20 protein-coding genes are annotated in these 26,401 nt (G+C 69.5%); 9 read left to right on the top strand and 11 right to left on the bottom strand.

Features of this window, described 5'->3' with window-relative positions:
• Positions 1 to 42 precede the first annotated feature (42 nt).
• From LZ199_RS09335 to LZ199_RS09320, 4 genes are all read left to right on the top strand, one after another.
• Complete coding sequence (locus LZ199_RS09335) at positions 43 to 726, top strand: MotA/TolQ/ExbB proton channel family protein (RefSeq protein ID WP_141647756.1); 684 nt, start codon at positions 43 to 45, stop codon at positions 724 to 726.
• A gap of 128 nt (positions 727 to 854) precedes the next feature.
• On the top strand, positions 855 to 1,268 hold the full coding sequence (locus tag LZ199_RS09330; protein WP_163868210.1) for an ExbD/TolR family protein: 414 nt from the start codon (positions 855 to 857) through the stop codon (positions 1,266 to 1,268).
• Positions 1,268 to 1,771: an ExbD/TolR family protein gene (locus tag LZ199_RS09325; protein ID WP_253993291.1), complete on the top strand. Its 504-nt coding sequence runs from the start codon at positions 1,268 to 1,270 to the stop codon at positions 1,769 to 1,771. Before LZ199_RS09330 ends, LZ199_RS09325 begins: the two co-directional genes overlap by 1 nt.
• A gap of 80 nt (positions 1,772 to 1,851) precedes the next feature.
• On the top strand, positions 1,852 to 2,475 hold the full coding sequence (locus LZ199_RS09320) for a DUF2378 family protein (protein ID WP_253993290.1): 624 nt from the start codon (positions 1,852 to 1,854) through the stop codon (positions 2,473 to 2,475).
• Here LZ199_RS09320 and LZ199_RS09315 read toward each other — a convergent pair.
• On the bottom strand, positions 2,376 to 3,020 hold the full coding sequence (locus tag LZ199_RS09315) for a hypothetical protein (RefSeq protein WP_253993289.1): 645 nt from the start codon (positions 3,018 to 3,020) through the stop codon (positions 2,376 to 2,378). The genes LZ199_RS09320 and LZ199_RS09315 overlap by 100 nt on opposite strands.
• 226 nt (positions 3,021 to 3,246) lie before the next feature.
• On the opposite strand from LZ199_RS09315, the gene LZ199_RS09310 reads away from it, so the two are divergent.
• Positions 3,247 to 4,881 carry a YifB family Mg chelatase-like AAA ATPase gene (locus tag LZ199_RS09310; RefSeq protein ID WP_253993288.1) on the top strand — a complete coding sequence of 545 codons (1,635 nt, stop codon included), beginning with the start codon at positions 3,247 to 3,249 and terminating at the stop codon, positions 4,879 to 4,881.
• Between the two features lie 11 nt (positions 4,882 to 4,892).
• Here the strand turns inward: LZ199_RS09310 and LZ199_RS09305 are convergent, their stop codons facing one another.
• The gene (locus LZ199_RS09305; protein ID WP_253993287.1) at positions 4,893 to 6,278 is read right to left on the bottom strand and encodes an NAD(P)/FAD-dependent oxidoreductase; all 1,386 of its coding nucleotides are present in this window, start codon (positions 6,276 to 6,278) and stop codon (positions 4,893 to 4,895) included.
• A 343-nt stretch (positions 6,279 to 6,621) separates the two neighbouring features.
• Here LZ199_RS09305 and recA point away from each other — a divergent pair, with 343 nt between their 5' ends.
• Positions 6,622 to 7,650 (top strand): recombinase RecA, encoded by a 1,029-nt coding sequence (gene recA, locus LZ199_RS09300; RefSeq protein WP_253993286.1) that lies wholly within the window; start codon positions 6,622 to 6,624, stop codon positions 7,648 to 7,650.
• Here the strand turns inward: recA and LZ199_RS09295 are convergent.
• From LZ199_RS09295 to pssA, 4 genes are all read right to left on the bottom strand, one after another.
• Positions 7,647 to 8,150: a DUF1285 domain-containing protein gene (locus LZ199_RS09295; RefSeq protein ID WP_253993285.1), complete on the bottom strand. Its 504-nt coding sequence runs from the start codon at positions 8,148 to 8,150 to the stop codon at positions 7,647 to 7,649. The genes recA and LZ199_RS09295 overlap by 4 nt on opposite strands.
• 58 nt (positions 8,151 to 8,208) lie before the next feature.
• The gene (locus LZ199_RS09290; RefSeq protein WP_253993284.1) at positions 8,209 to 9,675 is read right to left on the bottom strand and encodes a hypothetical protein; all 1,467 of its coding nucleotides are present in this window, start codon (positions 9,673 to 9,675) and stop codon (positions 8,209 to 8,211) included.
• A complete protein-coding gene (locus LZ199_RS09285) occupies positions 9,672 to 10,937 on the bottom strand; it encodes a CinA family nicotinamide mononucleotide deamidase-related protein (RefSeq protein WP_253993283.1) in 1,266 nt (421 codons plus the stop codon). Before LZ199_RS09285 ends, LZ199_RS09290 begins: the two co-directional genes overlap by 4 nt.
• A 192-nt stretch (positions 10,938 to 11,129) precedes the next feature.
• Entirely contained in the window at positions 11,130 to 11,990 is an 861-nt protein-coding gene (pssA, locus tag LZ199_RS09280) for a CDP-diacylglycerol--serine O-phosphatidyltransferase (protein WP_253993282.1), read from the bottom strand.
• Positions 11,991 to 12,109: 119 nt separating this feature from the next.
• Here pssA and LZ199_RS09275 point away from each other — a divergent pair, with 119 nt between their 5' ends.
• Positions 12,110 to 13,231 (top strand): alpha/beta fold hydrolase, encoded by a 1,122-nt coding sequence (locus LZ199_RS09275; protein WP_253993281.1) that lies wholly within the window; start codon positions 12,110 to 12,112, stop codon positions 13,229 to 13,231.
• Here LZ199_RS09275 and LZ199_RS09270 read toward each other — a convergent pair whose 3' ends face one another.
• The gene (locus tag LZ199_RS09270) at positions 13,232 to 14,347 is read right to left on the bottom strand and encodes a hypothetical protein (RefSeq protein ID WP_253993280.1); all 1,116 of its coding nucleotides are present in this window, start codon (positions 14,345 to 14,347) and stop codon (positions 13,232 to 13,234) included.
• A 1,323-nt stretch (positions 14,348 to 15,670) separates the two neighbouring features.
• On the opposite strand from LZ199_RS09270, the gene LZ199_RS09265 reads away from it, so the two are divergent.
• Positions 15,671 to 15,940, top strand: coding sequence for an HU family DNA-binding protein (locus LZ199_RS09265; protein WP_002635502.1), 270 nt, complete (start codon positions 15,671 to 15,673; stop codon positions 15,938 to 15,940).
• A gap of 116 nt (positions 15,941 to 16,056) precedes the next feature.
• Here the strand turns inward: LZ199_RS09265 and LZ199_RS09260 are convergent, their stop codons facing one another.
• Positions 16,057 to 16,965, bottom strand: coding sequence for a M23 family metallopeptidase (locus tag LZ199_RS09260; RefSeq protein WP_253993279.1), 909 nt, complete (start codon positions 16,963 to 16,965; stop codon positions 16,057 to 16,059).
• A 255-nt stretch (positions 16,966 to 17,220) separates the two neighbouring features.
• A complete protein-coding gene (gene ltaE, locus LZ199_RS09255; protein ID WP_253993278.1) occupies positions 17,221 to 18,246 on the bottom strand; it encodes a low-specificity L-threonine aldolase in 1,026 nt (341 codons plus the stop codon).
• A gap of 48 nt (positions 18,247 to 18,294) precedes the next feature.
• Here ltaE and nth point away from each other — a divergent pair, with 48 nt between their 5' ends.
• Entirely contained in the window at positions 18,295 to 19,017 is a 723-nt protein-coding gene (gene nth / locus LZ199_RS09250; protein ID WP_253993277.1) for an endonuclease III, read from the top strand.
• Here nth and def read toward each other — a convergent pair.
• Together def and LZ199_RS09240 are read right to left on the bottom strand one after the other, a co-directional pair.
• On the bottom strand, positions 18,971 to 19,504 hold the full coding sequence (def, locus tag LZ199_RS09245; protein ID WP_253993276.1) for a peptide deformylase: 534 nt from the start codon (positions 19,502 to 19,504) through the stop codon (positions 18,971 to 18,973). The genes nth and def overlap by 47 nt on opposite strands.
• Positions 19,505 to 19,592: 88 nt before the next feature.
• Positions 19,593 to 26,390: a hypothetical protein gene (locus LZ199_RS09240; protein ID WP_253993275.1), complete on the bottom strand. Its 6,798-nt coding sequence runs from the start codon at positions 26,388 to 26,390 to the stop codon at positions 19,593 to 19,595.
• Positions 26,391 to 26,401: the final 11 nt, after the last annotated feature.

Genomic DNA, 26,401 nt, shown 5'->3' with positions numbered 1-26,401 from the left:
CCGACCACCCCGCGCTCGTGAGGAGGAGCGCTTAACCAAGCCATGCAATTCACTCTCATCGATATTTGGCACCACACGGGCACCTTCGCCCGTATGATCATCTTCACCCTGGCCATCATGTCGGTGGCGTCCCTGGTCGTGATGGCGGAGCGGATGATCGTCTTCCGCAAGACCCGGTCCGACAGCCGCAACTTCGCCGCCAAGATGGGTGCCATCCTGGCGAAGGGCGACCTGACCACCGCGGCGAACACGAACCTGGGCAAGGACGTGGGCCACCTGGGTCGGGTGATCAACTCCGGCCTCACGGCGTACCGCATCAGCCCCAACAACAAGGACATCGCGGTGGAGTCGGTGGCGCGGGCGCTGGAGCGCCAGGCGCAGCGCGAGGTGCAGAGCATGAAGCGTGGCCTGGGCCTGCTGGCCACGGTCGGCTCCACGGCTCCGTTCGTCGGTCTGCTCGGCACGACGATGGGTATCGTCAACGCCTTCCAGCTGATGGCGGCGGCCGGCTCCGGCGGTCTGGGCACCATCTCGGCCGGTATCGCCGAGGCGCTCATCACCACGGCCTTCGGTCTGTTGGTCGCCATCCCCGCGGTGATGGCGTACAACTTCCTTCAGGGCTGGGTGGATGCTCGCTCGGTGGACATCTCCGAGTCCTCCAACGAGTTCCTCGACGTGGTCGCCCGCCACATGGGCGGCGGCGCGCACTCCTCGCACGCGGCCTGAGCAGTCACCGGCGAGCCCGGGGACGACCCGAGGCCCGCCTCCCGACGTGAACGCGGCCCCTGAAACCAGGGGGCCTGCGACGCCACCCGGGACGGCGGGCTTCCACCACCTGGAAGCAGGTTAAACGCATGGGAATGTCAGCTGGCCCCAAGGGGGGCATCAAGAGCGAGATCAACGTCACGCCGCTGGTGGACGTGGTGTTGGTGCTCCTCATCATCTTCATGGTCGTCACCCCCATGCTCCAGCGCGGCAAGTCCGTGGAGCTGCCGAAGGCCACCGAAATCGAGAAGGAGAAGGGCAAGGACTCAGACCCTCTCTACGTCTCCATCACTCCGGACAAGAAGGTGTTCCTGGAGAATGACCAGGTGGACGAGCAGGCTCTCCAGGACCGACTGGCGGAGGAGCTGGCGAAGGACCCGGGCAAGAAGATCCTGCTCAAGGGTGACAACACGGTGAACGTGGGCGACGTGCGCAGGGTGCTGGACGTGGCCCGCAAGGCCAAGGCCAAGCAGATCGCGCTCGGCGTCGAGGAGAAGAAGTAATGGCCGGGCACAAGCAGCGTCAGTGGGTGAAGCCGCAAACGCCGCCCAACTCGGAGATCAACGTCACGCCGCTGGTGGACGTGGTGTTGGTGCTCCTCATCATCTTCATGGTCGTCACGCCGCTCCTGGAGAAGGACATCCTGGTGCGCGTGCCGGACACCGAGGTGGAGAACGAACCGCCACCTGAAAACAATGACCAGCAGCTGGTGGTCCTGCTGGACAAGGATGGTGGCTACTCCATCAACACGGAGAAGGTCCCCACCTCCGACTACGTCCCGCGCCTGAAGCGGATGCTCGCGGCGAAGAAGGCGGACGAGAAGGTCGTCTTCTTCATGGCGGACGATGCGACCAACTACGGCCGCCTCATCCTGGCCATGGATGGCGCGAAGGGCGCCGGCGCGAAGGTCCTCGCCATGGCGACCGAGCTGCCGTCGAACGCCATCATCCAGGGCACCCAGGTGGACACCGGCACTCCGGCGCCCGCCCCGACGCCGACTCCTTGAAGACCTCCGCCCGGAGCCCTACGCTCCGGGTTGGAGTCGCGGTTCACAATCAGAAGCTCGTCGGCTAGAGTTCACTCCTCATGGCTGACGAGCTTCTCGTCTTTGAACAGACCATCGAAGCCCTCTTCCTGCGCGCGCTGCACGGGCGGCTGACACCCGCTTGCAAGAATCGCCTGCGCCAGGCGGGGCTCGACGTGGACCAGAAGCTTCGTCCCGCCTACGCCTTCCCGTCGTGGATGGCCTTCCTGCGAATCGCGGCGGAAGAGCTCTTTCCCCAGGAGGCCATCGGCGCCGGCACGTGGAAGCTCGGCGAGGCCTATATCGAGGGCTTCCGCGAAACGATGCTGGGGCGCGCGGTGCTGTCGCTGCTGCGGGTGCTGGGGCCGCGCCGGACGCTCATGCGGGCCACGCAGAACTTCCGGGCGGGCAACAACTACACCGAGTCGAAGCTGGTGGAGGTGACGCCCACCCAGTTCGAGCTGTGGATGAACGAGGTGGGTGACTACCCGGACTTCACCGCCGGCATCATCCACGCGGGGCTGCGGGTGGCCGGCGCTCAGGACGTGAAGGTGGAGCCGTCCGGCTACGACGGCCACGCCTGCACCTACCGCATCAGCTGGAAGGAGGCCTCGGTCTCCTCGGGTGTCGCGGGCAGCGGCGACTCCAAGGCGGCCATGAGGTCGGGGTCCATCAGCTCCCTGTAGATGAACTCGGCGATGAGCCCGGTCACCATCCAGATGGGGAGGATGTAGAGCGACGTCATCTCCCAGAAGATGGCGCCCGCGTCCGCGTAGTACCAGATGCGGTAGCCGGTGAACCGCTCCAGCATCACCCCGCTGAAGCCCTCGAAGAGCAGGATGCCGACGCCGTAGACGACGGCCCGGAGGCTGGCGTGCTGGTAGAGCATCCAGCGATAGACGGGCTCCACGAAGAAGAAGCACGCGACGCCGTAGATGAGGAACATCCAGAGCGAGCACTGGCCGTAGGCGGTAATTGCGGGCGCGTCCCAGATGGCGTTGAGGGCGAGCCGGTCATCCACCCGCCACTGGAACTGGAACAGCGCTCCGAGGACAGGCACGTCCCGCGCGATGCGCACCAGGTTGTAGAAGAAGATCTCCGAGCTGATGCCCACCATGCCGTAGAGGCAGAAGCGGAATATGGCGAAGGCCACCTTCATCCGCTGGCCTCGCTTCATGTCAGCCCGACGGATGCGGACCGGACGGCGCCGTTGAATGACCTGCGACCCCATTCGCGTCATCTCCCCCTGCGTTCCCCAGATGGACGCCAAGGTACCCAAGACTCACCCGCCCTGGCTAGACCCTCTGCACTAATCCAATGCATCTGGAATCGTGACGCAGGGCCCCTTGGGACGGGCATCCGCCGCGGGGGATTGGGTCGACGCGGGCTCCACGTCGGGGGGACGCCGGTACGGGGGTTGCTCCGCGAGGGGGCACGGCGTCTGGGAAGGGCGGGACATGCTGGCGAGGGTGCGGTCGGGGGCGTTGATGGGAATCGACGCGGTGGTGGTGGAGTGCGAGGTCGACATGGCGCTCGGGCTCCCCTACTTCAACGTGGTGGGGCTGCCAGAGGGCGCGGTGAGGGAGTCGAAGGTGCGCGTCGTGTCCGCGCTGAAGAACACGGGCTTCGAGCTGCCGCAGAAGCGCATCACCGTGAACCTGGCACCCGCGGACTTGCGCAAGGACGGTGTGGCCTTCGAGCTGCCCATCGCCCTGGGGGTGCTGGCCGCGGCGAAGCTGCTCGAGGACGAGCCCCTGGCGCGCTACCTCTTCGGAGGAGAGCTGTCCCTGGACGGCTCACTCAAGCGAATCAAGGGCGTGTTGCCGCTCGCGGTGGCGGCGAGAGACAGGGGCTTCGAGGGCGTCATGGTGCCGGCGGCCAACGCGGCCGAGGCCGCGCTCGTCGAGGGAATGTCCGTCATTCCGGTGACGAGCCTGCGCGAAGCGGTGGACCACCTCACGGGCACCCACGTCATCGCTCCATACCGCCGCGAAGGACCGTCAGTGACGGCGACCCGGGGGCGACCCGAGCCCGACATGGCGGACGTGCGGGGACAACCCGAGCTCAAGCTCGCCCTGGAGCTGGCGGCCGCCGGGGGCCACAACTTGCTGATGTGCGGACCTCCGGGCTCCGGCAAGACGATGCTCGCGCGGCGCCTGCCCAGCATCCTTCCGGCGATGACCTTCACCGAGGCGCTCGAGGTGACAAAGGTCTACTCGGTGCTGGGCCTGCTCGGCGAGGGGCACGCATTGGTGAGGGAGCGGCCCTTCCGCGCGCCGCACCACACCCTCTCCGACGCGGGCCTCGTGGGCGGCGGCCCCCTGGCACGTCCCGGAGAGCTCTCACTCGCGCACCACGGCGTGCTCTTCCTGGATGAGCTGCCAGAGTTCCGGCGCAATGTGTTGGAGGTGCTGCGCCAGCCGCTGGAAGAAGGAATCATCCACCTCGCGCGGGCGAACCAGAACATCAGCTACCCGTGTCAGGTGATGCTGGTGGCGGCGATGAACCCCTGCCCCTGCGGCTACTTCAACGTGCCGGGCCACACCTGCACCTGTCCCGAGCATCGGGTGTTCGACTACCACGCGCGCGTCAGCGGCCCGCTGCTGGACCGCGTCGACATCACGCTGCAGACACGCCCGGTGGAGTACCACCACCTGGCGCGCGCGGAGCCCAGAGAGAGCACGAGCCGTCACCATCGCGAGCGCGTGGAGGCCGCGCGCCAACGCCAGCGGGAGCGATACCGAGACGAGCCCGGCGTGCACTGCAACGCCCAGCTGCCCTCCCACCTGCTGCGGCGCCACTGCATCCTGAGCCCGCGAGCGGAGCGGATGCTCGAGCTGGCGGTGCGTCACCATGGCTTGTCGGCACGCGCGCATGACCGGCTGCTGAAGCTGGCCCTGACTCGCGCGGACCTGGAAGGACATGGGCGCATCGAGGACGTGGACATGCAGCTCGCCATCGACTGCAGGGCGCTGGACCGACGCGGGTGGCTGCATGCCAACACCCACGGCGGTGGCGCCTCGCACGCACGCTCCGGAGCCCGAGGGCCAGGGATGCCTTCCGGCCCCCGTCCACCCGAGCATCCAGAGTAATGCGCGGAGGGTCAGTGCGGGGAAGGAGGAGTCCCCAGTCCTCGCGAAGAGGACGCGACAGCCGTCACGGCATCCCCATCCCCCACCAGTATCTGCTCGCCTCGAGCCATCGGGCTCGGGAGGCGGAGCTGGTCCAGGCGAGGTGTGGGGCCGGTGATGATGCGGGCCGACTTGCTGAACGTCAGATACGAGTAGGCCCAGTCGAGCATCACCGCCAGCTTGCTGCGGAAGCCGATGAGGAACATCAAGTGGATGAGGAGCCAAGCCGACCAGGCGAGGAAGCCCGACTGCTTGAAGCGACGGAAGGCGATGCCCACCGCGTGGCCGCGGCCAATCACCGCGTAGGAGCCACGGTCCCAGTACTTGAACGGCACCATCGGCTGCCCTCGCAGCCGGCGGAGGATGTTCTGGGCCGCGTGCTTGCCTTCCTGCATCGCCGCGGGCGCGAGCCCCGGCACCGGCGTGCCGTCCGCCTGCTTGAGCGAGGCGAGGTCACCCACGACGAAGACCTCTTCGTGCCCCGGCACCGTCAGCTCGGGCGTCACGTTCACCCGGCCCGCGCGGTCCAGGGGCACCCCTAGCGAGCGGGCCACGGGCGAGGCCGCGACACCGGCGGCCCAGATGACGGTGCGGGCCGCGATGTGCTCCGTGCCGATGTAGACCCCCGACTCGTCGATGTTCGTCACCCGGGCGCCCGTACGGACTTCCACGCCCAGCTTCTCCAACGTGCGCCGGGCCTTGTCGGTGAGGTCATCGGGATAGACGGGCAGCACATTGCCCAGCCCCTCGATGAGGATGATGCGCGCGTCGCGTGTGTCGATGTTCTTGAAGTCTCCTGGCAGGGAGTTCCGACTTATCTCCGCCAGCGAGCCCGCCATCTCCACGCCCGTGGGCCCGGCTCCGATGATGACGAAGTTGAGCAGCGCCCGGCGGATGCCCGGGTCCGTCTCCCGCTCTGCCATCTCGTAGGCCAGCAGGACGCGACGCCGAATCTCCACCGCATCCTCGATGGACTTGAGGCCCGGTGCGAAACGCGCCCAGTGGTCATTGCCGAAGTACGAGTGCGTCGCGCCCGTGGCGACGATGAGGAAGTCGTAGTTCAGCTCACCGTCCGACAGCAGCACCCGCTTGCCCGCGGTGTCCACTCCCGTCACGTCCGCCAACACCACCGCCACGCCCTTGGGGCCCAGGAGCCCGCGCAGGGGCGCGGCGATTTCACTGGGGCTCAGCGTCGCCGTGGCCACCTGGTACAGCAGCGGCTGGAAGAGATGATGGTTGTGCCGGTCCACCAGGGTGATTCGGACTGGGGCCTTGAGGAGCTGCTGCGCGGCACGGAGCCCGGCGAACCCTCCGCCGAGGATGACCACATGGGGCAGGTCTTCGCGTTGGGTTTTCACGAGAGGAAGGTCATGCCGCCCCCTCCAAACTTCAACGCAAAGCGCCGTGTAGCCAGCAGGCAGACAGGCGCTCCCATGCCGCTTGTGGGAATCGCATCGATAAGCCGCCAAGACGTCGCGTCGCACCTGGCGCAGGCAGCCATCCAGACCTCCGGCCTCCCGGCGCTCACCCTCCACCATCCGGGACACCCCGCCGCTCGCGCGGACGCATCGCCGCCTACGTGTGAGAGGAGAGCACACCCCGGCATGCGTGTTGCTCATCCCCACGTCGATGCGCCCGTCACCTCCACGCGGAGGACACGGAGCGCAGCACAGACACCAGGACAGGGCGGCGAGGGAGTCGATGAGCAAGCTGACGGAGAAGCTGAAGGCGGTGGCGGCGGCGGTGGCGTCCATCGAGAAGCAGTTCGGACGGGGCTCGGTGATGACGCTGGGAGGTGACGCGCATGAGCAGAAGGTCGCGGTGATTCCCTCGGGCTCGGTGGGGTTGGACCGGGCGCTCGGCGTGGGCGGCTATCCCCGAGGGCGTGTGGTGGAGGTGTTCGGCAATGAGTCGTCGGGCAAGACGACGCTCACGCTGCATGCGATTGCCCAGGTCCAGGCGGCGGGAGGCGTGGCGGCCTTCATCGATGCCGAGCACGCGCTCGACATCCACTACGCGCGCAAGCTGGGGGTTCGCGTGGAGGAGTTGTTGATCTCCCAGCCGGACACCGGAGAGCAGGCCCTGGAAATCACCGAGCATCTCGTGCGCTCGGGAGCCGTGGACCTCATCGTGGTGGACTCGGTGGCGGCGCTGGTGCCCCGCGCGGAAATCGAAGGAGAGATGGGGGACGCCCACATGGGCGTGCAGGCGCGGCTGATGAGCCAGGCCCTTCGCAAGCTCACGGGCGCGGTGAGCCGCTCGGGCACCTGCATCGTCTTCATCAATCAGATTCGCATGAAGATTGGAGTGATGTTCGGCAACCCGGAGACCACCACCGGAGGCAACGCGCTGAAGTTCTACTCCTCGGTCCGACTGGAGATTCGCCGCACGGGGAACCTCAAGGACGGGGATGCGGTGGTGGGCTCCAGGGCCCGCGTGAAGGTGGTGAAGAACAAGCTGGCCCCGCCCTTCCAGGAAGCGGAGTTCGACCTGCTGTACGGCAGCGGCATCCACCGCACGGCCGAGGTGCTCGACCTGGGCGTGGCCGCGGGACTCATCGACAAGGCGGGCAGCCACTTCAGCCTGAAGGGAGAGCGCATCGGCCAGGGACGGGAGCGCGCGGTGGAGTGGCTGCGCGAGCACCCCGACGCGATGGAGACCCTGGCCCGGGAGCTGGCAGGTACACCGCCCCTCCCCTGCCCCACCGCGCCCGTGGAGGCAGCGGCCTAGCCGGCCAGCTCGTCCAGGGAGAGGGCCACGGGATAGCGACGCTCACCCGCGCGCAGCAGGAGCCCTCCCTCGGGAGCCGCCTCCAGCAACTGGCCCAGCTGGTACTGCGCGTCTCGAGAGAAGCGGGCCTTGGCCCGCCCCTGCTTCACGCGACACGAGAGGACCCCATCCGGCTCGACGGCCAGGGTGGGGAGGTCCAGCACGTCGGCGGTGCGGTCGCTCAACCGGATGGACACGCGCTCGTCCGGCGTGACGTCCACGGTCCGCACCTCGTACGCGGCATCCGCCACCTGCACGAAGCACCAGTCATTGCCGATGCGGAGCTGGTAGCGGCCCGTGTCATCCAGGATGAGGGACGCGTTGAAGAGCTCGATGATTTTCGGATGTTCGATGGGCTCGTCGTCGTGCCACCAGCGCAGGCGGGCATCGAGGCGGATGCCGCTGTCCTCGCGGGTGTGCCAGCGCTTGCCGGCAGGAGGCTGTCCGGTGGGAGGTTGCATGGCCTCTTTCTATCTGCGCGCGGAGCCCGGGGGATTCAAGCCCTCGGGCTCCAATGGCCTACCAGTTCCGGACAAGCTCCGTGTAGCCCCGGAAGGCCACGGCGCCCCAGAAGTTCACCAGCACGCCCAGCGCCAACGTGCCCAGCACCACGCGCTGGCGCAGGGACCAGCCGCCAATGGCGAAGAGCAGCAACAGATAGGGCGTGTAGTCCAGGCTGAAGCGGAAGCCGAACTGCATGTAACCGGTGTTCTGGTAGAAGAGCCCCGGCAGCGCGCACACGGCCACGGTGAGCCACAGCGGCCAGTGCAGCCGGGGCTTCAGCTTCGGAATCAGCAGGAAGACGAGCAGGGGCAGCGTCAGCAACAGCGTGAGCCCTCGCGGGTCATAGCCGAGCTTGAGCGGCGTCAGCGACAACGTCGGCCACTTGAGGAAGGCGGCCTCCAGGTTGCGGCCCAGGTATTCCCAGTGGAAGAGGCCCCACCGGTCGATGTCCACGTTGACGCGGTTGTTGAAGAGGAAGGCGTGGCCGAACTCGCTCAACCGGCCGAAGCGATACACGTTGTAGCCAGCGGCCAGCAGCCCCAGGGGCGCGGCGCCCAGCGCGAACAAGCCAACCTTCCGCGCCGCGGGCTTCCAGTGACGTCCCAGGGCCTTGAGCTGCTCCAGGCGCGGCTCCGGGCCCGGACACAGCGCCTCCAGCACGAAGAAGAGGCCCGCGAAGAACAGCGGCGTGCGAGTGAGCGTCGCCATGGAGAAGAACACCCCCGCCAGCACGGGCCGGTGGGCGCGCAGGGCGTTGCGCACGTAGAGACAGGTGAGGGCCACGCCCATGACCTCGGCGCTGAACCACACCTCGCCACGAATGGCGCAGTAGAAGAACAACGTGCCGAAGGCGAGCGTGAGCGCGAGCACGACGTTCTCATCGCGAGTACGGGCCGTCTCGCCCTCCTTCGCCAGGAAGCGCAGCAGCGAATAGAAGAGCGCCACCGCCAGCGCACCGACGATGACGCCAAACGACGTGTCGTTGAACTGGTAGCCGTGCAGCGCGACGAAGGGCAGCATCGCCACGGCGGGGAAGGACGGGAAGCTCACGAACCAGCGGTCATCCGGAAGAGGCCGGCCCTCACAGCGGACCTTCTCGCCACCGACCTGACGCACACAGGCCCAGTCCTCCAGGTTGGGAAGCACCTGGGGGTCCACGTCCAGCCGCCCCTCCAACCACGACTGCGCCTGATAGATGAAGTGCGGCGCCGCGCTCTGTCGCAGGAAGCGCTGGGAGCTGAAGCTCGAGAGCACCAGGAAGGCCACCACGAACAGCAACACCTCCACGCGGTAGGCGGCGAACCACACGCGAAGGACCGCGCCCGGCGCGCTCATCTGCCGCGCGGGCTCGCCCGGAGTGGACGGGGCGCTGGACTCCGGAGGCGTCTCGGAAGCGGGGGTGGCCGACACCTCGGGGACTGGAGCCGTGACGCCGGGCTCGGGGGTGGAGGGGTCGGGGCGCTTGGACTTGGAGCGGCTCATGGGTGGGCAGCGGCGGACAGCAGGTGCTGCCGCAGCATCTCCAGCGTGTGGGAGGCAGCGAAGAGGCGCACGCGCTCTCGGTCTCCGGAAAAGGACATGCGCTCACACCGCGTGGCCAGGTCCGGGCCCGCGAGCGCGCAGTACACCGTGCCCACGGGGTCCTCGGCGGTTCCTCCTCCAGGCCCCGCATACCCCGTCACCGACAGGCCATACGTCGTGCCGCAGGCGGCACGCACGCCCTCGGCCATCGCGATGGCCGTCTGGGAGGACACGGCGGAATGACGCTCCAGCACCTCGGGTGGAACCCCCACCCATGCGGACTTCATCTTCTCCGAATAGACCACCGCGCCTCCGACGAAGACGGTGCTGGCTCCCGCCACCGCCGTGAGTCGCTGGGCGATGAGGCCCCCCGTGCAGCTCTCCGCCGTCGCCAGCGTGGCGCCCGCCCGGCCCAGCAGGGCCAGCAGCACCGGCGCATACTCCTCCGCGTCCGCGCCGAAGACGCGCGCACCCAGCACCCGTCGGCACTCGATTTCGGCGGCCGCGAGCGCCGCGTCGGCCTCGGCCTGCGAGGGGGCCTCCGCCATCAACTTGAGGTGGTTCTCCGGGGCGTGCGTGCGGAAGCCGAACACCACCCGGGGATGGCTCGGGGCCAGGGGCGCGACGGCGAGGTCCAGCTCCGACTCGGGAAGCCCCACCGTGCGCAGCAGGCGGAAGGCACGGAACACGCGGCCGGGGCTCGCCTCCAGCTCCGCCTGGATGCGCGGCAGCACCTCGCCTTCGAGCAGGGCACGGAACTCGCGCGGCACACCGGGCAGGAAGAACAGGCGACAGCGCCCCAGGGTGAGGACGACGAGCGGCGCGGAGCCCGCAGGGTTGCGCACCGGCTCGGAGCCCCGGGGGATGCGGGCCATGCGCAGAGCGCTCGGGTTGATGGGGAGGCCGCGAGCCGCGTAGCGCTCTTGCAGCCACCCGAGCACCCTCGCGTCTTCTTCGAGCGGTACGCCTGCGGCGGCGGCGGCGCACTCCAGGGTGAAGTCGTCCGCCGTGGGTCCCAGACCGCCGGACACCACCACCACTTCCGCCCGGGACGCCGCCTCCAGCAGCGCCTGGGTGATGTCGGGACGGACGTCGCCCACCAACACCACCCGCTCCACCTTGATGCCCAGGTCGAAGAGCCGGGCTTCCAGCCAGGTGCTGTTCGTATCCGTGATGAGGCCGGTGACCAGCTCGTCACCAGTGCACAGCAGCTCGACGCGCATGGGCCGCGCATCCTAGCGGCAGCCGTCGGCCACGGCACGGACGGAAGCGTCGCCGCGCTCCCTCACCCGCCAGGACCCCGTCCGAACGCCCGCCTCCCCGCTGCCTGGACCCGGCGCTCCTTCCCGCAGGAAGGGCACGGCTCACGCGAAGACGCGGGGTGGGAGGAGCAGGTGCAGCCCCGCTCGCATCGGTCAGAGGAAGGCGGGCCCGTCGTTGCCAGGGCCGGTGCCATCCTCGGCCTCCTCGTCGTCATCCTCGTCATCGATGACGGTGGCCACGGCGGCGGAGCCAGCCGCCAGCTTGCGCGCCGCCAGATGCGTGCGCACCTGCACCGCGGACTCCACCAACCCCAGCGCGAGGTACGCACCACAGAAGGCCACCAACAGCCACGCGGGATGGTACTGCGTGGCGATGGCCACACCGCCCACCACCATCAACGTGAACACGGCCGCGCTCTTCCGGCTGGGATGCGTGTCCTTGAAGGTGCGGTAGCGCACCGTCGACACCATCAGCAGCGACAGACCGACCACCGCCACAGCCACGGGGACGTAGGCCGCCTCGTGCAGCGGCGCGCCTCGCGATGCCGCGTGGTGGGAGATGATGACCGACACCAGCATGCCCGCGGCCAGCGGAATCGGCAGGCCCACGAAGAAGCGCCCACCACCACCATGGGGATTGCGCGCCGCCAGCACGTTGAAGCGCGCCAACCGCAGCGCGCCACAGGCGGCGAACGCGAAGGAGATGAACAACCCCGCGAAGCCCAGCGGCGCCAACGCCCACTTGTAGACCAACAGCGCCGGAGCCGCCCCGAACGAGACGACGTCCGCGAGACTGTCGAGCTGCACACCGAAGTCGCTCTGCGTCTTCGTCAACCGGGCAACGCGACCGTCGACCCCGTCGAAGAACATCGCGAAGAAGATGGCCAACGCGGCCTGGTACAGCTGGACGGGTCCTGCTTCACCCGCGCACAGCGTGATGGCATAGAAGCCACAGAAGATGGACGTGACGGTGAAGAGGTTCGGCAGCACGAACATCAGTTTCCGTAACTTCATCGCTCCCTCGAATTCCTCTGATGCCTGTGAGTTCCTGGCAACAGGACGGCGGGTGAACGAACCTTAGCAGGGTTTTATTCGGGGCACCGTCAGACCAAGGGGTCGGCAAGGAGGACAAGATGGGAGACTGGCGGTGGGTCGTGTGGGTGCTGGTCGCCAGCCTTGTCGTCGTCTTGGGCAATGTCCTGTGGGTGGCGCTGGTCCGACGGTGGTACCGGCTGAAGACCCCGCTGCCCCAGGCCTTCAAGGCGCGGTGCGCGGATGGGTGGGAGCTGGCGGTGCATGCCCGGCGCGCGCCGGTGAGGCGCTTCGAGGAGCCGGTGCTGCTGTGCCATGGACTGGCCGCCAACCGGTACACGTTCGACTTCGAGCCCCCCTACTCTGTCGCCCACTACCTGGCGGAGGCGGGCTTCGACTGCTTCAGCGTCGAGTGGCGAGGCACGGGGCACTCGCGCATGCCTCCCCGTGGGCGTCGGTACACGGACTTCACCATCGATGACCACATCCTCCAGGACGGCCCCGCACTGCTGGAGCTGGCCCTGAAGGAAACGGGGGCGAAGCGTGCCTTCTGGCTCGGCCATTCCCTGGGAGGGCTGGTCGGGTACGGCCTGGCGCAGGGGCCCGAAGGGGCGAAGCTGGCGGGGCTGCTCACGCTCGGCGCGCCCGTGCACTTCAAGTCGGAGCCCTTCCTGCGCACGCTCATCTCGCTGGGTGTCCGCGCGGCGTGGCCCGCACGCTTCCGGCAGGAGTGGATGAGCGCCAGCCTGGCGCCGTTCCTCGGGTATGTGACGCTCCCGCTGTCGGACCTCGTGGTGAATCCCCTGCACATCCCTCCGCGCATCCAGCGGCAGGTCTACGCGAACATGATGTCGTCGATGAGTCGCAAGGTGCTGCTCCAGTTCCAGGACTGGATTGAGCATGATGCGTTCCGCTCGTTCGACCGCACCCGCGACTGGCGCGCTGGCATCTCCCGCCTCCAGCTCCCCATCCTCGTCATGGGCGGGAGCGCGGACCGGCTGGCCACCGCGGAGAACGTGGAGAGCCAGTTCGCCCTCGTCACCGCCGAGGACCGCACGCTGCACGTGTTCGGCAAGGACCGGGGCGACGCGCTGGACTACGGGCACGGGGACCTCGTGTTCGGCAGCGGTGCTCCCAGGGAGGTCTATCCCGTCATCCGTGAGTGGCTGGAGAAGCACGCGACGCCCCTGGAGGCCGCCGCCTCGCCTCCGCCACCTCCGTGATCAGCGAGGCGCGGTGCGGGGCTCGGCGATTCGCTCTACGCACGCGGCCTCTTCGCCTCGCCTGTCCTCCGCGCGGATGCGTCCCAGGCGCACCCGGGTGGCTCCCGTGCACTCGGCCCAGATGAAGCCCTGTCGGCTTCCCCGGGCGTGGAGCGCGTCCACTCGCAGGTCGCCTTCGCCCATCGCCGCCAGCACCGTCTCCCCGCTGTCTCGCGCTTCCACTCCCGTGGCATCCAGCGTCGCGAGCGTGTCCACCAGCAGCGCCGCCTGTCCGCAACGCTCCAGCTCCGCATCTCGCAGGAGCACTCGCGCGTTCTGAGCCGCGAGGACACAGGCCCCCGTGGTCTCTCGAATCACCACGCCCTCCACGTCCGCGCGAACCTGACGCAGGTGCAGCCCGTCTCCCGTGACTCCGTCCGCCGAGCGCACGCCCACCATGGTGCCATCCCTGAGCCTCAAGCGTCCTCCGACCGCCACCACTCCGTACTCGGCGGCGCCCTCGACATGGAGTCGTCGCACGTCCACGTCCGAGGTCGTGAGCTGAAGCGCCCCGTGGCTGCCACTGCCGCGCACCACGACGTCCTCCAGCAAGACACCTCGCGAGGCGACCACGCCCAGTCCCGCCCGCTCCGCGCCCACGGAGAGCAGGCCACGGACCTCGAGCCGCTGCGCACGCATCGCGGAGACCGCGAGCTCGTGCCCCAGGACACGCACGTCCCGCAGCACCAGACTGCCCTCCACCACCGAGAACGCCGCGCCTCGGCCTCCTTCCGCTCCGGCACGGCGGACTTCCGTGTGCCCGCCATCCATCCCCACCGCCGTCACAGGACCTACGAAGCGCAGGTCTTCGAGCAGGGCCTGGGACTCGGCGCCTCGGAGCCGTACCGCGCGACGAAAGGGCCCCGTGAAGGACGTTCCTCGCAGCCAGGTGCTTCTGGGTGGCGCTGGGGATGGCGCGCCCTCGGGCGCCTCGAGCAGGACTCCCACGGTCTCGGACACGGAGGCCTCGAAGCGCGCGTCCACGGCCTCGAACCTTCCGGCGGTGATGCGCACCGCGCCCCGGCGCTGGCCGCTGAAGCCCACCTTCTCCACGGTGACCCGCGTGCTTCCCGTCACCTCCAGGCCCCAGGTTCCTCCCCTGACCTCCAGGTTCCGAAGGAGTACTCCCCCTGTCCCAGTCGTTGGCGGCTCCTTCGGATCCGCGGCACTGGACGAGGGCTCTGCCCCCGCGAAGGCCGTTGGCGCCATGCCCGCTGGACCCGAGGCCACCGACACGGCCTCACGCTCCTTCGAGGCTCGTGACGACACTCCCTCTGGACCCGAGGCCACCAACGCGGCCTCTCGCTCCTTCGAGGCTCGTGACGACACTCCCTCTGGACCCGGCGCCATCGAGGCAGCCTCATGCCCCTTCGATGCGCTTGGCGCCATGCCCGCTGGACCCGAGGCCACCGACGCGGCCTCACGCCCCTTCGATGCTCCTGGCGCCATGCCCGCTGGACCTGAGTCCACCGACGCGGCCTCACTCTCCCTTGGGGCCGTTGGCGGCACGCCGTCTGGGCCCGGGGGCTTCGAGGGGGTTCCAATACCTCTGGCCGCCACTGGCGTCACCCACTCCGGACTCGAGGTCGTCGGCCGGGCCTCACTCCACTTGGAAGCTGGGGTCGGCACCCGTTGCAGCTCTGACGTCGTCCGCCGAAGCCCTTCGGGCGCCGGCCTCGCACCTGCCCCCTCTTCTTCCACTCCTGGGTTCCCTGGCGACCCACCTGTGGACCCGGTAGCCCGCAGGACCGTGCCCTCGGGCCCTTCCATCAGAAGGACCGTGGCGGGTCCCTCGCCCTCCAGCCGGACGTCCGCTGGCAGCATAAAGGGCCCCCGGTACTCCCCCGCCGCCAGGTGCACCGTCAGCGGCCCCGGCCGGGCCAGCGCCTCCGCCAGGGACCTCAAGGGCCGCTCTCGCGATCCGTCCCCGGGCCGCCACCACGCCGCGTCCACCCACACCTCGGCGCGGATCACCTCGCGCCCCTGGACGGGACTCGCGGCACCAGAGGGCCCCGGGCCCCGGCAGCCGCCCAGCAGCAGGATCATCAACGTTGGAAACGTTCGGAAGCGCACGCAGGCGGAAACCCTAGTCCATTCCCGCCCACCCCGGCCCAGGCGCGATCAGCAACACACGCCAAGTGATCGAAATCCCAAAGACTTTCTTCCAATCACGATCAGCCCAATTGTTTTCGCCGTGATGATTCCACACGGTGTGTCGGTGTCTCGGGTGCGGATTTCTCCCTCTGTCTACGCCCGGTGTTTCATCGAGCCAACTTTTCGTCCGGAGGCCGATTTTCCGGCCTCGGAGCGCGGTCAGCATTGACAGGGAAAAGAGCGATTTGTTACCACCGGTTGGCTTACGCGCAATCAAGGCCAGACAACGCAGGACGGAGGGGCGTAATGACCAAGGCAGAGCTCGTCGAGGTGGTGGCGGCGCAGACACGTCTCACCAAGAAGTCGGCGGCGCAGATCCTCGACATCGTCTTCACCAACATCGGCAAGGCGGTGAAGAAGGACGCGCGATTCAGCTACCCGGGCTTCGGAACCTGGTCGGTGCGCTCCCGCAAGGCGCGCAAGATTCGCAACCCGCAGACGAACGAGATGATGAAGCTGAAGGCCTCGAAGACCATTGGCTTCCGTCCGGCCAAGGAGCTGAAGAACTCGCTGTAAGTCGCTGACGCCACCCCGGTTCATGCCGTGGCGTCCCAGGGACTCGCGATGGACCGGGCACTCCCCTCAGGGGCGCTACCTCCGCCGGTGGCGCCCCTGATGCGTTGCGGGCTCCCTCAAGAGCCCGTACCACCTCGCGCCATGGGCGGCGCCTTCGGACGCTCATCACCCTCGTCGCCGAGCGCGTCCAGGGGGTCCAGCACCTCTCCGTCCCGCCACAGCTCGAAGTGGACGTGCACGCCTGTGGCCAGCCCCGTCTCGCCGGCGAGCCCCACCGCGTGGCCTTGCTCCAGGATTTCCCCCGGCTCCACCAGCACCCGGGACAGGTGGCTGTAGCGCGTCACCCAACGCCCATCGTGCTGCACCTCCACCTGGAGGCCGTGGTCGCCGTTCCAGCCCGCACGCAGCACCACGCCCTTCGTCGCCGTGTAGACGACCTGGCCCTGCTTCGCCGCCAGGTCCACGCCCAGGTGGCGTCGCTGCTCGCCCAGGATGGGGTGCCAGCGCTGGCCGAAGACGCTGGTGATGGTCACTGGATCCACCGGCCAGGCCAGTCGGGGCAGCCCGTTGACCTCCTCCGGATGCTCCAGGCGCCGCAGCTCCGCCATGCGGACGGCGAGCCGGCCGACTCGCAGCACCACGGCCTCCGCCAGGGCTCCGGGCATGTCGCCATAGGTCCGGCCGTCCTGCTCCAGCTCGGCCTCCAGGACGCCTCTGGCCCGCTCCACGTCGCGGGAGTCCGTGCGCTCCAGGGCACGCTCCAGGAAGGCATCCAGCATCCCGTTCATCGACTCCCAGCTCTCCACCTGCCCCAAGGGCATGGGCCCGCCCCTCGCCACCTTCCGGCGGTTCGCGCGGGCCTTCTCCTTGAAGGAGGCCAGGGCATCCTGAAGCTCCATGGAGGGCTCGGGCGCGGCCAGGCGCACACGGCCTTGGGCCGAGGCGGGGGCGCTCTCGGAGACAGGGGACGAGGAGGACTCGGCGGGGGAACGCTCCGCGGTGCTGTAGACCTCATCGAAGCTCATCTTCTGCTCCGACCGGGAGGTGGAGCAGGCACAGACGCTGACGAGGGCGAGGAGGGAGAGTCGACGCACGGCCCGGCGAGCCTACCACGCTCCGCTCGGTGGCTTCCCCCGCCCGGCGGACACGGCTTCGCCTGGAGTGAAGGCGGGCGAGCAGCCTCGCGGGGCGCGGCTCAAACGCGGACCTGGCGCACCTAGCCCGTGCACGAGGGCGGCTCGGCTGACACCGCCCTCACATGAGATGGGCTTCCAAGCTCCCTACGCCAGGGCTCTCCGGATGCGCGCCACCGACTCATCGATGTCCGCCGCCGACAGGTCCAGGTGCGTCACCAACCTCACCGAGCGCGGTCCTCCCGCCGGGTTCGTCAGCACGCCGTGTCCTCCCAACAACGTCACCATCTCCAGGGCCGGGCGGTCGAACTCCGCGAACACCATGTTCGTCTCCACCCGCGCCGCATCCACCTTCACTCCCGGCACCTCGGCCAGCGCCGCCGCGAGCCGGCGCGCATTCGCATGGTCCTCCGCGAGCCGCTCCACGTGGTGGTCCAGCGCATACAGCGCCGCCGCCGCCAGGATGCCCGCCTGCCGCATGCCTCCACCCAACCGCTTGCGCAGCCGACGCGCCTCCTTGATGAGGTCCGCGCGGCCCGCCAGCGCCGAGCCCACCGGCGCCCCCAACCCCTTCGAGAAACACACCGACGTCGTGTCCGTCAGCCTCGCCCACGTCGACGCCGGCACCCCCGCCGCCACCTCCGCGTTGAACAACCGCGCGCCATCCAGGTGCACCGCCAGCCCCGCATTCCGAGCGACGTCCACCACCGCGCGGAAGCGCTCCACCGGCCACACCGAGCCGCCTCCCCGGTTGTGCGTGTTCTCCAACGAGAGCAATCGCGTGCGCGGGTTGTGGATGTTGTCCTCACGCACCGCCGCCGCCACGTCCTCCGGCTTCAGCAGGCCCCGCTCGCCCGGCAGCGGCTGCGGCTGCACACCCCACAGCGCCGGCACCGCGCCGCCCTCGTAGTGGAGGATGTGGCTGCCCGCCTCGGTCAGCACCTCGTCGCCCGCCCGGCAGTGCGCGCCAATGGCCACCTGGTTGGCCTGCGTGCCCGAGGGGACGAACAGCGCCGCCTCCAGCCCGAGCCGCTCCGCCACGCGAGCCTCCAGGCGCAACACCGTGGGGTCCTCGCCATATACGTCGTCCCCCACCTCCGCTTCCGCGATGGCCCGGCGCATGCCAGCCGTGGGCTTGGTGACGGTGTCGGAACGAAAGTCGATGGGCTTCATGGTTCTCCCGCGGGGTGGCGACAGCCAGGACTTGGGTGCACGACAGGGGTGACATACAACGGCCGCGTGCCCGGACGTGAGACAGCGGCGACGAAGCGTGAGCGCGCGGTGAAGGTGATGGAGCGACTGGAAGCCTCCATGCCCGATGCCCACATCGAGCTGGATTTCCACTCCCCCCTGGAGCTGCTCGTGGCGGTGATGCTCTCCGCCCAGTGCACGGACAAGCGGGTCAACATGGTGACCCCCGCCCTATTCCAGCGCTTCCCCAGCGCGCACGCCTTCGCGCAGGTGCAACCCACCGACGTGGAGCCCTTCATCCGCACCTGCGGCCTGTACCGCGCCAAGGCGAAGAACATCGTCGCGGCGGCGAAAATCCTCGTGGAGGAACATGGCGGCCAGGTGCCGCTGCGACGCGACACGCTCGCGGAGCTGCCCGGCGTGGGCCGCAAGACGGCGGGCGTCGTGTGCATCCACCTGGGCGGCGACGATGCCTTCCCCGTGGACACCCACGTGAAGCGGCTCGCGTACCGGCTCGGCTTCACCTCGCACGAGGACCCGGACAAGGTGGAGACCGACATGCGGGCCGTGCTCCCCACCCCCTGGTGGACAAAGGGCCACCAGCTCCTGGTGTGGCACGGGAGGAGGACGTGCTTCGCCCGCTCCCCGGAATGCCAGCGCTGCGTCGTGGCCGAGCTGTGCCCCAAGAAGGGCGTGGCCCGCGCGACTACCGAGAAGCCGAAGGAGTCAGCTCGCTCTCGCGCGAAGCCTTGAGCTTCTTCATCCGCTTGCGGATGAACTCGCGCTTTAGCGTGGAGACGTGGTCCACGAAGACGGTGCCATTCAGGTGGTCCGTCTCGTGCTGCACGGCGATGGCGAGCAGCTCGTCACAGCGCAGCGTCTGCTCCTGACCGTCCACGTCCAGGTACTTCACCGTGACGACGGCGGCGCGGTCCACGTCCTCCGACTCACCGGGGAGCGAGAGGCAGCCCTCGTTGTAGGTCGTCTCACCCTCGAGCGCGATGAGCTCCGGGTTGATCATCGCCAGGGGCTTGGACTCGGGCTGACGCGGCGTGGTGTCCAGGACGATGACGCGCTGGAGCACGCCAATCTGCGGCGCCGCGAGTCCCACGCCGTCGGCGGCGTACATCGTCTCGAACATGTCCTTCACCAGCGCGCGGGTGGAGTCGTCCACCTTCGTCACGGGCTTGGCCTTCTGCTTCAGGATGGGGTCGGGCCAGATGAGGATCTCACGAACCATGGAGGCCCTCTTAACTCCCCCCGCGCGCACGGGCAACCCCGTGCAGGCGGCCCTCCCCCGCCCCGGCGCATGGGACGTCCACCCCCTGTCAGTCGAGCAGGCTGCGTGCGTACTCGGAGCGCAGTCGGTCATCCCCCAGGGCCTGGGCCGCCTCGGACAGGACTCCCCGAATCTGCTGCGCGCGGTGCTGGAGCGCCGGGTCCGGATGACCCGCGAAACGCAGCGGGTGGAACTCGGCGGCGAGCAGCTCGAAGGCCCGCTTGACCTCCTCACTGCCCGCCGTGCGTGCCAGCCCCAGCACGGTGAAGTAGTCCGCGTCCTGAATCTCCTCGAACTTCGCTTCCAGCCGACGGACGTCCAGCTCGGGCGGCAGCTCTCCTGAGTCGTCCGCGTCCGCGGGCTGCAAGACGATGAGCCCGAGCGTCCGCGCCACCGAGAGCGCCTTCAAGGCCGAGTCCTGCGGCACACCCGCTCCCAGGAGCAGCGCCTCCACCGTGTGCTCGCCATCCACCTGGGAGAGCAGCTGGAGGTCTCGCGGCGGCAGGCCGAAGTCGTCCGGCGAGAGGTGCAGGTCGCCTCGGGCGACACGGGCTCGGAGGCCACCGGCGGAGGCCAGCAGTGACTCGGCCGTCAGCGTGTTGCGCAGGGCCTCCGCCAGCAGGAACAACGGAGGACGCGTGGCCGCCGCGAGCGCCACCTCGTGCGGCGCGGGCTCCTGCACCAGCCGGTACAGGGTGGACGGCTCGGCCAGGGCATCGAGGAAGACCTGCTCCGTGTAGCGCTGCACCAGCGGCACGGCCTCTGACTCGCGCAGGTAGCCTCGTCCTCGGAGCGCGTCGAGCAGCGCTCCGGTGGTGGCGCTGCGCACCAGCCGCAGCTCGCTCTCCTGACGCGCGTCGATGAGGCCGTCCGCGCGGGCCCGGTCGATGAGGGACTCGCCGGACGCGGAGGACACGGCCCCCACCAGCGAACCGTCGCGCAGCCACAGCACGCGCAGCGCGTTCATCACCTTCAACTCCAGGCGCACCTCCATGCGCGCCTCGCAGAGTCGCAGCACCAGCCGGGACAGGCCCTCCTGGGTGACGCTGCCGCTGCGGGATACGGCGAGCTCGGGACGGCCCGGAGGGGCCTCCAGGGGGAGCAGCGCCGCACGGGCCTGCGCGGCGGCTTCCTCGGCCTCGCGGTGGCCTCGCTCCTCCAGCTCCAGGCGCTCACGCTCGGACCGGGCTCGCTCCTCCGCCGAGTCGGCTTCCAGTCTCGCCTTCTCCGCGTGCAGTGCCTCCAGGGACTGGCGCGCTTCCTCGCGCTCGGTGCGGACCTGGGACAGCTCCTGTTCCACTTGCTGGAGACGGGACTGGAGCTGCGCGAGCTGCTCGGCGATGCGGGCGGACTCCAGCTGCGCCTCGGTTCGCGCCTGGGTCTGTTCGTCGATGCGGGCCTCGATGGCGGCGCGCTGGCGCGCTTCGGCGTCCAGGCGGACTTCCAGCGCGGTGCGGTGACGGCCCTCCGTCTTCGCGCGCGCCTCCGCTTCGGCCAGCGCCTGGGCCGCCTTCTGGGCTCGGAGCTCGGCCTCCGCGCGGACCTCGGCTTCCGCGGCGGCTCGGGCCTCCGCCTCGGCGCGCTGCCTCGACTCCGACTCCGCTCGGGTCTCCGCGACGACTCGCTGCTTCGCGTCGGACTCCGCTCTCGCCTCGGCCCCCGCTCGCAGGCGGGCCTCTGTCTCCGCTCGGGCCTCGGCCTCGGCGCGCAGGCGGGCCTCTGTCTCCGCTCGGGCCTCGGCCTCCTCGCGCTGCTTCGCTTCCAGCTCCGCGCGGGCCTCCACTTCGGCGCGCTGTCGTGCGTCCAGCTCCGCTCGGGCCTCGGCCTCGGCTCGCTGTCTGACCTCGGCCGCGGCTCGGGCCTTGGCCTCCTCGCGCTGCTTCGCCTCGGCCTCCGCTCGGGACTCGAACTCCGTGCGCTGCTCCGCCTCGGCCGCTTCGCGCAGCTTCGCCTCGGCCTGGGCTCGGGCCTCGGCTTCTTCGCGCTGCCTTGCTTCGGATTCGGCTCGGGCTTCGGCTTCTTCTCGCAGCTTCGCTTCGGACTCGGCTCGGGCTTCGGCTTCTTCTCGCAGCTTTGCTTCGGACTCGGCTCGGGCTTCGGCTTCTTCGCGCTGCTTCGCCTCGGATTCGGCTCGGGCTTCGGCTTCCTCTCGCAGCTCCTCTTCGGCCCCGGCTCGCGCTTCGGCTTCCGCTCGGAGCCTGGCTTCGGACTCCGCTCGGGCTTCGGACTCCTCCCGGCTCTGGGCCTCTATCTCCGCGCGAGCCTCTGCCTCCGCGCGTTGCTTCGCCTCGGACGCCGCTCGGGCTTCCGCCTGGGCTCGGGCCTTGGCCTCCTGGTCGAGTCGCTCCTTCGCCTCGGCCGAGGAACGGGACTCCATTTCCGCGAGCGCGTGGACCTCCGCCTCGGTCTGGGACTCCAGCTCCTCGCGGGCGCGAATCTCCGCCTCCGCACGCGCCTCGGCTTCTCTCCGCGCGCGGGACTCAAGCTCCGCCTGGGCCTCCGCCTCCGCACGTGCACGCGACTCCTGCTTCGCGCGCGTCTCCGCTTCGATTCGCTCCGCGTCAGCGGTCGCCGCGCGGGCTTCGGACTCGGCTCGCGCCAGGGCCTCGGCGCCAGCGCGGGCCTCCGCTTCGACCAGCGCCACCTCCGCGGCCTTCACTCGCGCTTCCAGGTTCCGACGCGACTGCGCTTCCGTCTCGACCCGGGCCTCGGCATCGACCCGCCCCGCGGCCTCGGACTCGAGCCGAATCTCGATTTCCCTCAGCGCCTGCGCCGCCGCCGCTTCACGCGTCTCCGTCTCGTGAAGTTTCTCCTCCAGCTCCGCGAGACGCGACTCAGCCTCGGCTCTCGCCAGGGCCTCCTGGTCGGCACGCTCCTGGGCGTCGTCCCTCGCGACGAGCGCCTCTCTTATCTTCGCCTCCGCTCGCGCGACGTCTTCCGCCCTCAGCCGTGCGAGCTCCCGGGCCTCCGACGCCGCTGCCTCCAGTAGACCGCGCAGCTCGATGAAGTCCTGCTCGCGCGACTCGATGCGTCCCAGGGTCGCCTTCGCGGCGGCGTCCACCGTGGCTCGCGCCTGGGCTTCCGACCGCGCACGGGCCTCCGCTTCTTCGAGTCGCGTCTGGAGTTTCGCCAGCTCCGCGCGGAGGGACTCTGTTTCCGAGCCACTTCGAACGTCCAGCTCGGACTCGCGCCGCTTCGACAGCTCCAGCTCGGCTTCGAGTTCTCTCCGCTGGCGCTCTTCTCGTGCCTGGGCCGTCGCGAGTTCGGACTCTCGCGCTCGCGCATCCTCGAGTTGCTGCTCCGATTCCGCGCGCAGCGTGGCCTCTCGCGAGTGCTCTTCTTCCAACGCGTCGATTCGCGCCTGAAGCGACTGGAGCTGCTCACTGCTCCGGTCTCGCGCGGCCTCGGCCTCCACGCGCAGGGCCGCTTCGCGGTCCAGGATTCCTCGCAGCGACTCGCTCAGCTCGCGCGACTCCTCGATTCGCCGCTCGGCGTCCTGATGGAGCGCTGTCTCCTGGTCCAGTGCGGCCCTCAGCGAACGGACGCGCTCGTGGGCTTCCTCGAGCTGTTGCTCGAACTCTTCCAGTCGAGCGTTCGTCGCGAGCGTCGTCGCCTGTTCGTCGGACGAGGGCCCGTGTTCGGTCCCTGGTTCCGTTGCGTGCTGGCTTGCCGGGGCAGTCTCCAACGAAGCAGTGTCCGTGTTCGCGTTCGCGTCGAACCACACGGCGCCAGGGGAGGACTCGACGGGCGTGGGACCTTCCGGCTCTGAGTCGAACCACCCTACTGATGCATCGGCCGTGGGCGTCGTGATGCCGCTGGACTCGAGCACGGTTGCGACGGCGCTCGGGTGCGCCTCCGTGGCTGGCGACGTCGCATCGGCGATGGCGGCTGGCGACTGCACGTCTCCGGTTTCCGAGTCGAACCAGCCTCCGGCTACGTCCGGACCAGGCAGCTCGGTGCCTTGCTGCGCGCCGGACCAGTCCGTCTCATCGTTCGCGCTCGATGCTTCCGCGCCTTGCTCCGTGCTGGACCAGTCCGTCTCATCGTTCGCGCCAGAAGCAGCGACATCCGGCTCCGCGCCAGACCAGTCCGTCTCATCGTTCGCGCTCGGCGAATCCTCGCCTTGCTGCGCGCCAGACCCGTCTGTTTCCGCACGAGGGGCTTCTGCTTCAGGCTCCGCGCCGGACCAGTCCGTCGTCTCGTCCGTGCCTGGCGCTTCGGTGCCGGGCTCCGCGCCGGACCAGTCCGTCGTCTCGTCCGTACCTGGCTCTTCGGCCCCTGGAGCCGCGCCGGACCAGTCGGTCGCATCGTTCGCGAGCGACGCTTCTCCGGTGCTGGGCTCCGCACCGGACCAGTCGGTCGCCTCGTTTGCGAGCGACGCTTCTTCGGTGCCGGGCTGCGTGCCAGACCAGTCCGCCGCCTCGTTTGCGGGCGACGCTTCTTCGGTACCGGGCTCCGCGCCGGACCAGTCCGTCGTCTCGTTGTCGCTGGATGCCCTGGTGGCTGGCTCAGCGTGGAACTCGTTCGACGCAGCATCCGCGCTCGTTGCTTCGGCGCCGGGCTCCGCATCGGACCAGTCCGTCGCCTCGTTGGTGACATCGACTTGAGCTTGCGCGGGGTGCGCGTTCGCTGCCGCATCGCTCGTGGCGGAGTCCACGGGAGCATTCGTTGCCACCGTGTCCGCGGCAGCCTCGGCCCCACCTGGCTCCGAGTCGAACCAGTCCGCGCCAACACTGCTCGCGGGCGATTCCGATGACGTTCCCTCGGAGTCATCCTGCCGAACCTTGGCCTGAAGCTCCGCCTCCAACACGTCCCAGGGAGAGGCAGGCAGGCTTTCTTCTTCTGACAGGTCGCTGGAAGTGGACTCGGCTTCGGCACCAGTCGCTTCGGACGGCCGCGCGGCCTCTTCCGGGGGCTCCCTCAGGGAGTTCTCGACCTCGGGGTCTGGTGGCAGCTCCGTCCACGGAGATGACTCGAGCGGCGCGGATGGCCTTGCGCCCCCATCACGCATTGCGGCCAGCTCCGCTTCCGCCGCGGAGAGCGCATCCCCCTGCGAGGACACCGGCGTGTCGACGTCGAAGAACCCGTCCTCTCCAAGCCGCGGCGCCACCGCCGTGGGCCGTGAAACCGGCTCCTCCGTCCAGGCGAGCCCCCCCACCGGCGGCGAGGGCTCGACGGCACCTTCCTCCTCAGACGGAGCCCCAGTCCATTCCGTCGGCGCCCCAGCCTCCGGAGCATTCACGCCATACAGGACCGTGGGAGGACCACTCACGCCTCCCGGACTCACTTCACCTGTCACCGCGCTCGCGAAACCCTGGGAGAACGCATCGTCCAGGCTCCCGGGAGTCGCACCACTCGCCTGCGCGGACTGGCCTCCCCATCCCGCGAGCCCAGGGGACGTCGCGACTTCGCGCGAGGCACTCTCGGAGGTGCCCCATCCCGTCGTCGAGTCATCAGTCCCATACGCCGCGTCCATCGCCGCTTCATCCAGCGCATCCGTCGCGGAGCCGTCGACATCCGGGCCACCCACCAGGCCCAGCGCGTCGGGGCCGAGCGCCGTGGGCGTCGGCAGGCCCTCGGCGAAGTTCGCGGTTCCGTCCTCGGAGTCACCTGTCGCGGAGCCCTCCGCGCCATGGAGGTCCGAGCCCGCGGAGTCGTATCCCGTCAGTGCGTCGCCACCGTGCGAGCCCGCGTCGTAGCCTTCCGCACCGTAGGGCTCGGCGCCTGTCGCGAGGTCCGAGGCTTCGTAGCCGGGTGCAGTCCCTTCGGCGTACGCGCCTGCGTCGTACCCGGTGTCAGCGCCCTCGTGGGTGTCGGCTGAGTAACCCTCCGCACCTGATGCGTAACCGTCACCGTAGGCGCTGGCGTCATGGCCGCCCGCTGCGGTTCCATCGCCGGCAGGAGCCTCATACCCCTCAGCTCCAGCGTAAGCGCTGGGGTCGTACCCTTCCGTGCCGGCACCCGCGTTGGCGCTGGCTTCATACCCGTCAGCGACAACTCCAGCGTGGGGACTCGACACGTACCCTTCGGCGGCGGCACCCGCCTCGTACCCTTCGGCTCCAGCGGAAGCGCTCGCCTCATCGCCCTCCGCCCTGAACACCTCGCCCGCCGACAGCGCGCCCCCGTCGAAGGCCTCGCCATCGCCACCCGCCACGGCCGCGCCCCAGTCCTCGCCTCCTCGCGCGGATTGGATGGACGCCATCGCCGCGGCCTCCACCTCCTGGTTCGCCTGCTCCAGCGTCGCCCGCACGTCGAGCGTCGAGCGATGCGCCTGCTCCTCGGCGCGCGCGGACCGCTCCTCGCGCGTCATCGCCGCCAGCTCCCAGTCCGTCTGGTGCAGCGGCGCCAGATCCCCGAACAGCGCATTCGCCAGCGCCGGGTCCCCACCCACGGCCCCAGGCCCCGTCGCGTGCCACGCCTCCGCGCCCTCCCCGCCTCCCGCCCCTTCCCCTCGGACTCCCGGCAGGCTCCGGTTCTCCAGCACATGCCACGCGTCCGCCTCCGGCGGCGCGCGGATGAGCGAGTCCACCTGCGCCACGAAGCTCGTCCCATCCAGGGGCAGCGGCGTCACCGGCGCGCTGAACCCCTCGATGGCCTCGCCCAGCAGCAACACCCGGGCCGCCTTCCCGTCCGGATGCTGAAGCAATTCCTCCAACACAAGACGCCCCCGGCCACTCTCCACGCCAGGGGCCAGCACGATGAGCGCCGGCAGGTGATGCCCGTAGGCGATGAGCGCATCCGCGGCGGAAGTCGCGAGGATGACCTCGTGCCCGTTACGGGTGAGCAGACGCCGCACTGCGGCGATGGTGGCGATGTCGTCGTGGACGAGGAGGACCGGTGCGCCCATGGGGGGGCACC

The organism is Myxococcus qinghaiensis (genome assembly GCF_024198215.1).
GTDB lineage: Bacteria > Myxococcota > Myxococcia > Myxococcales > Myxococcaceae > Myxococcus > Myxococcus qinghaiensis.
Note: the sequence above shows the minus strand (reverse complement) of the source record. Positions and strands in the feature narration are given on the sequence as shown.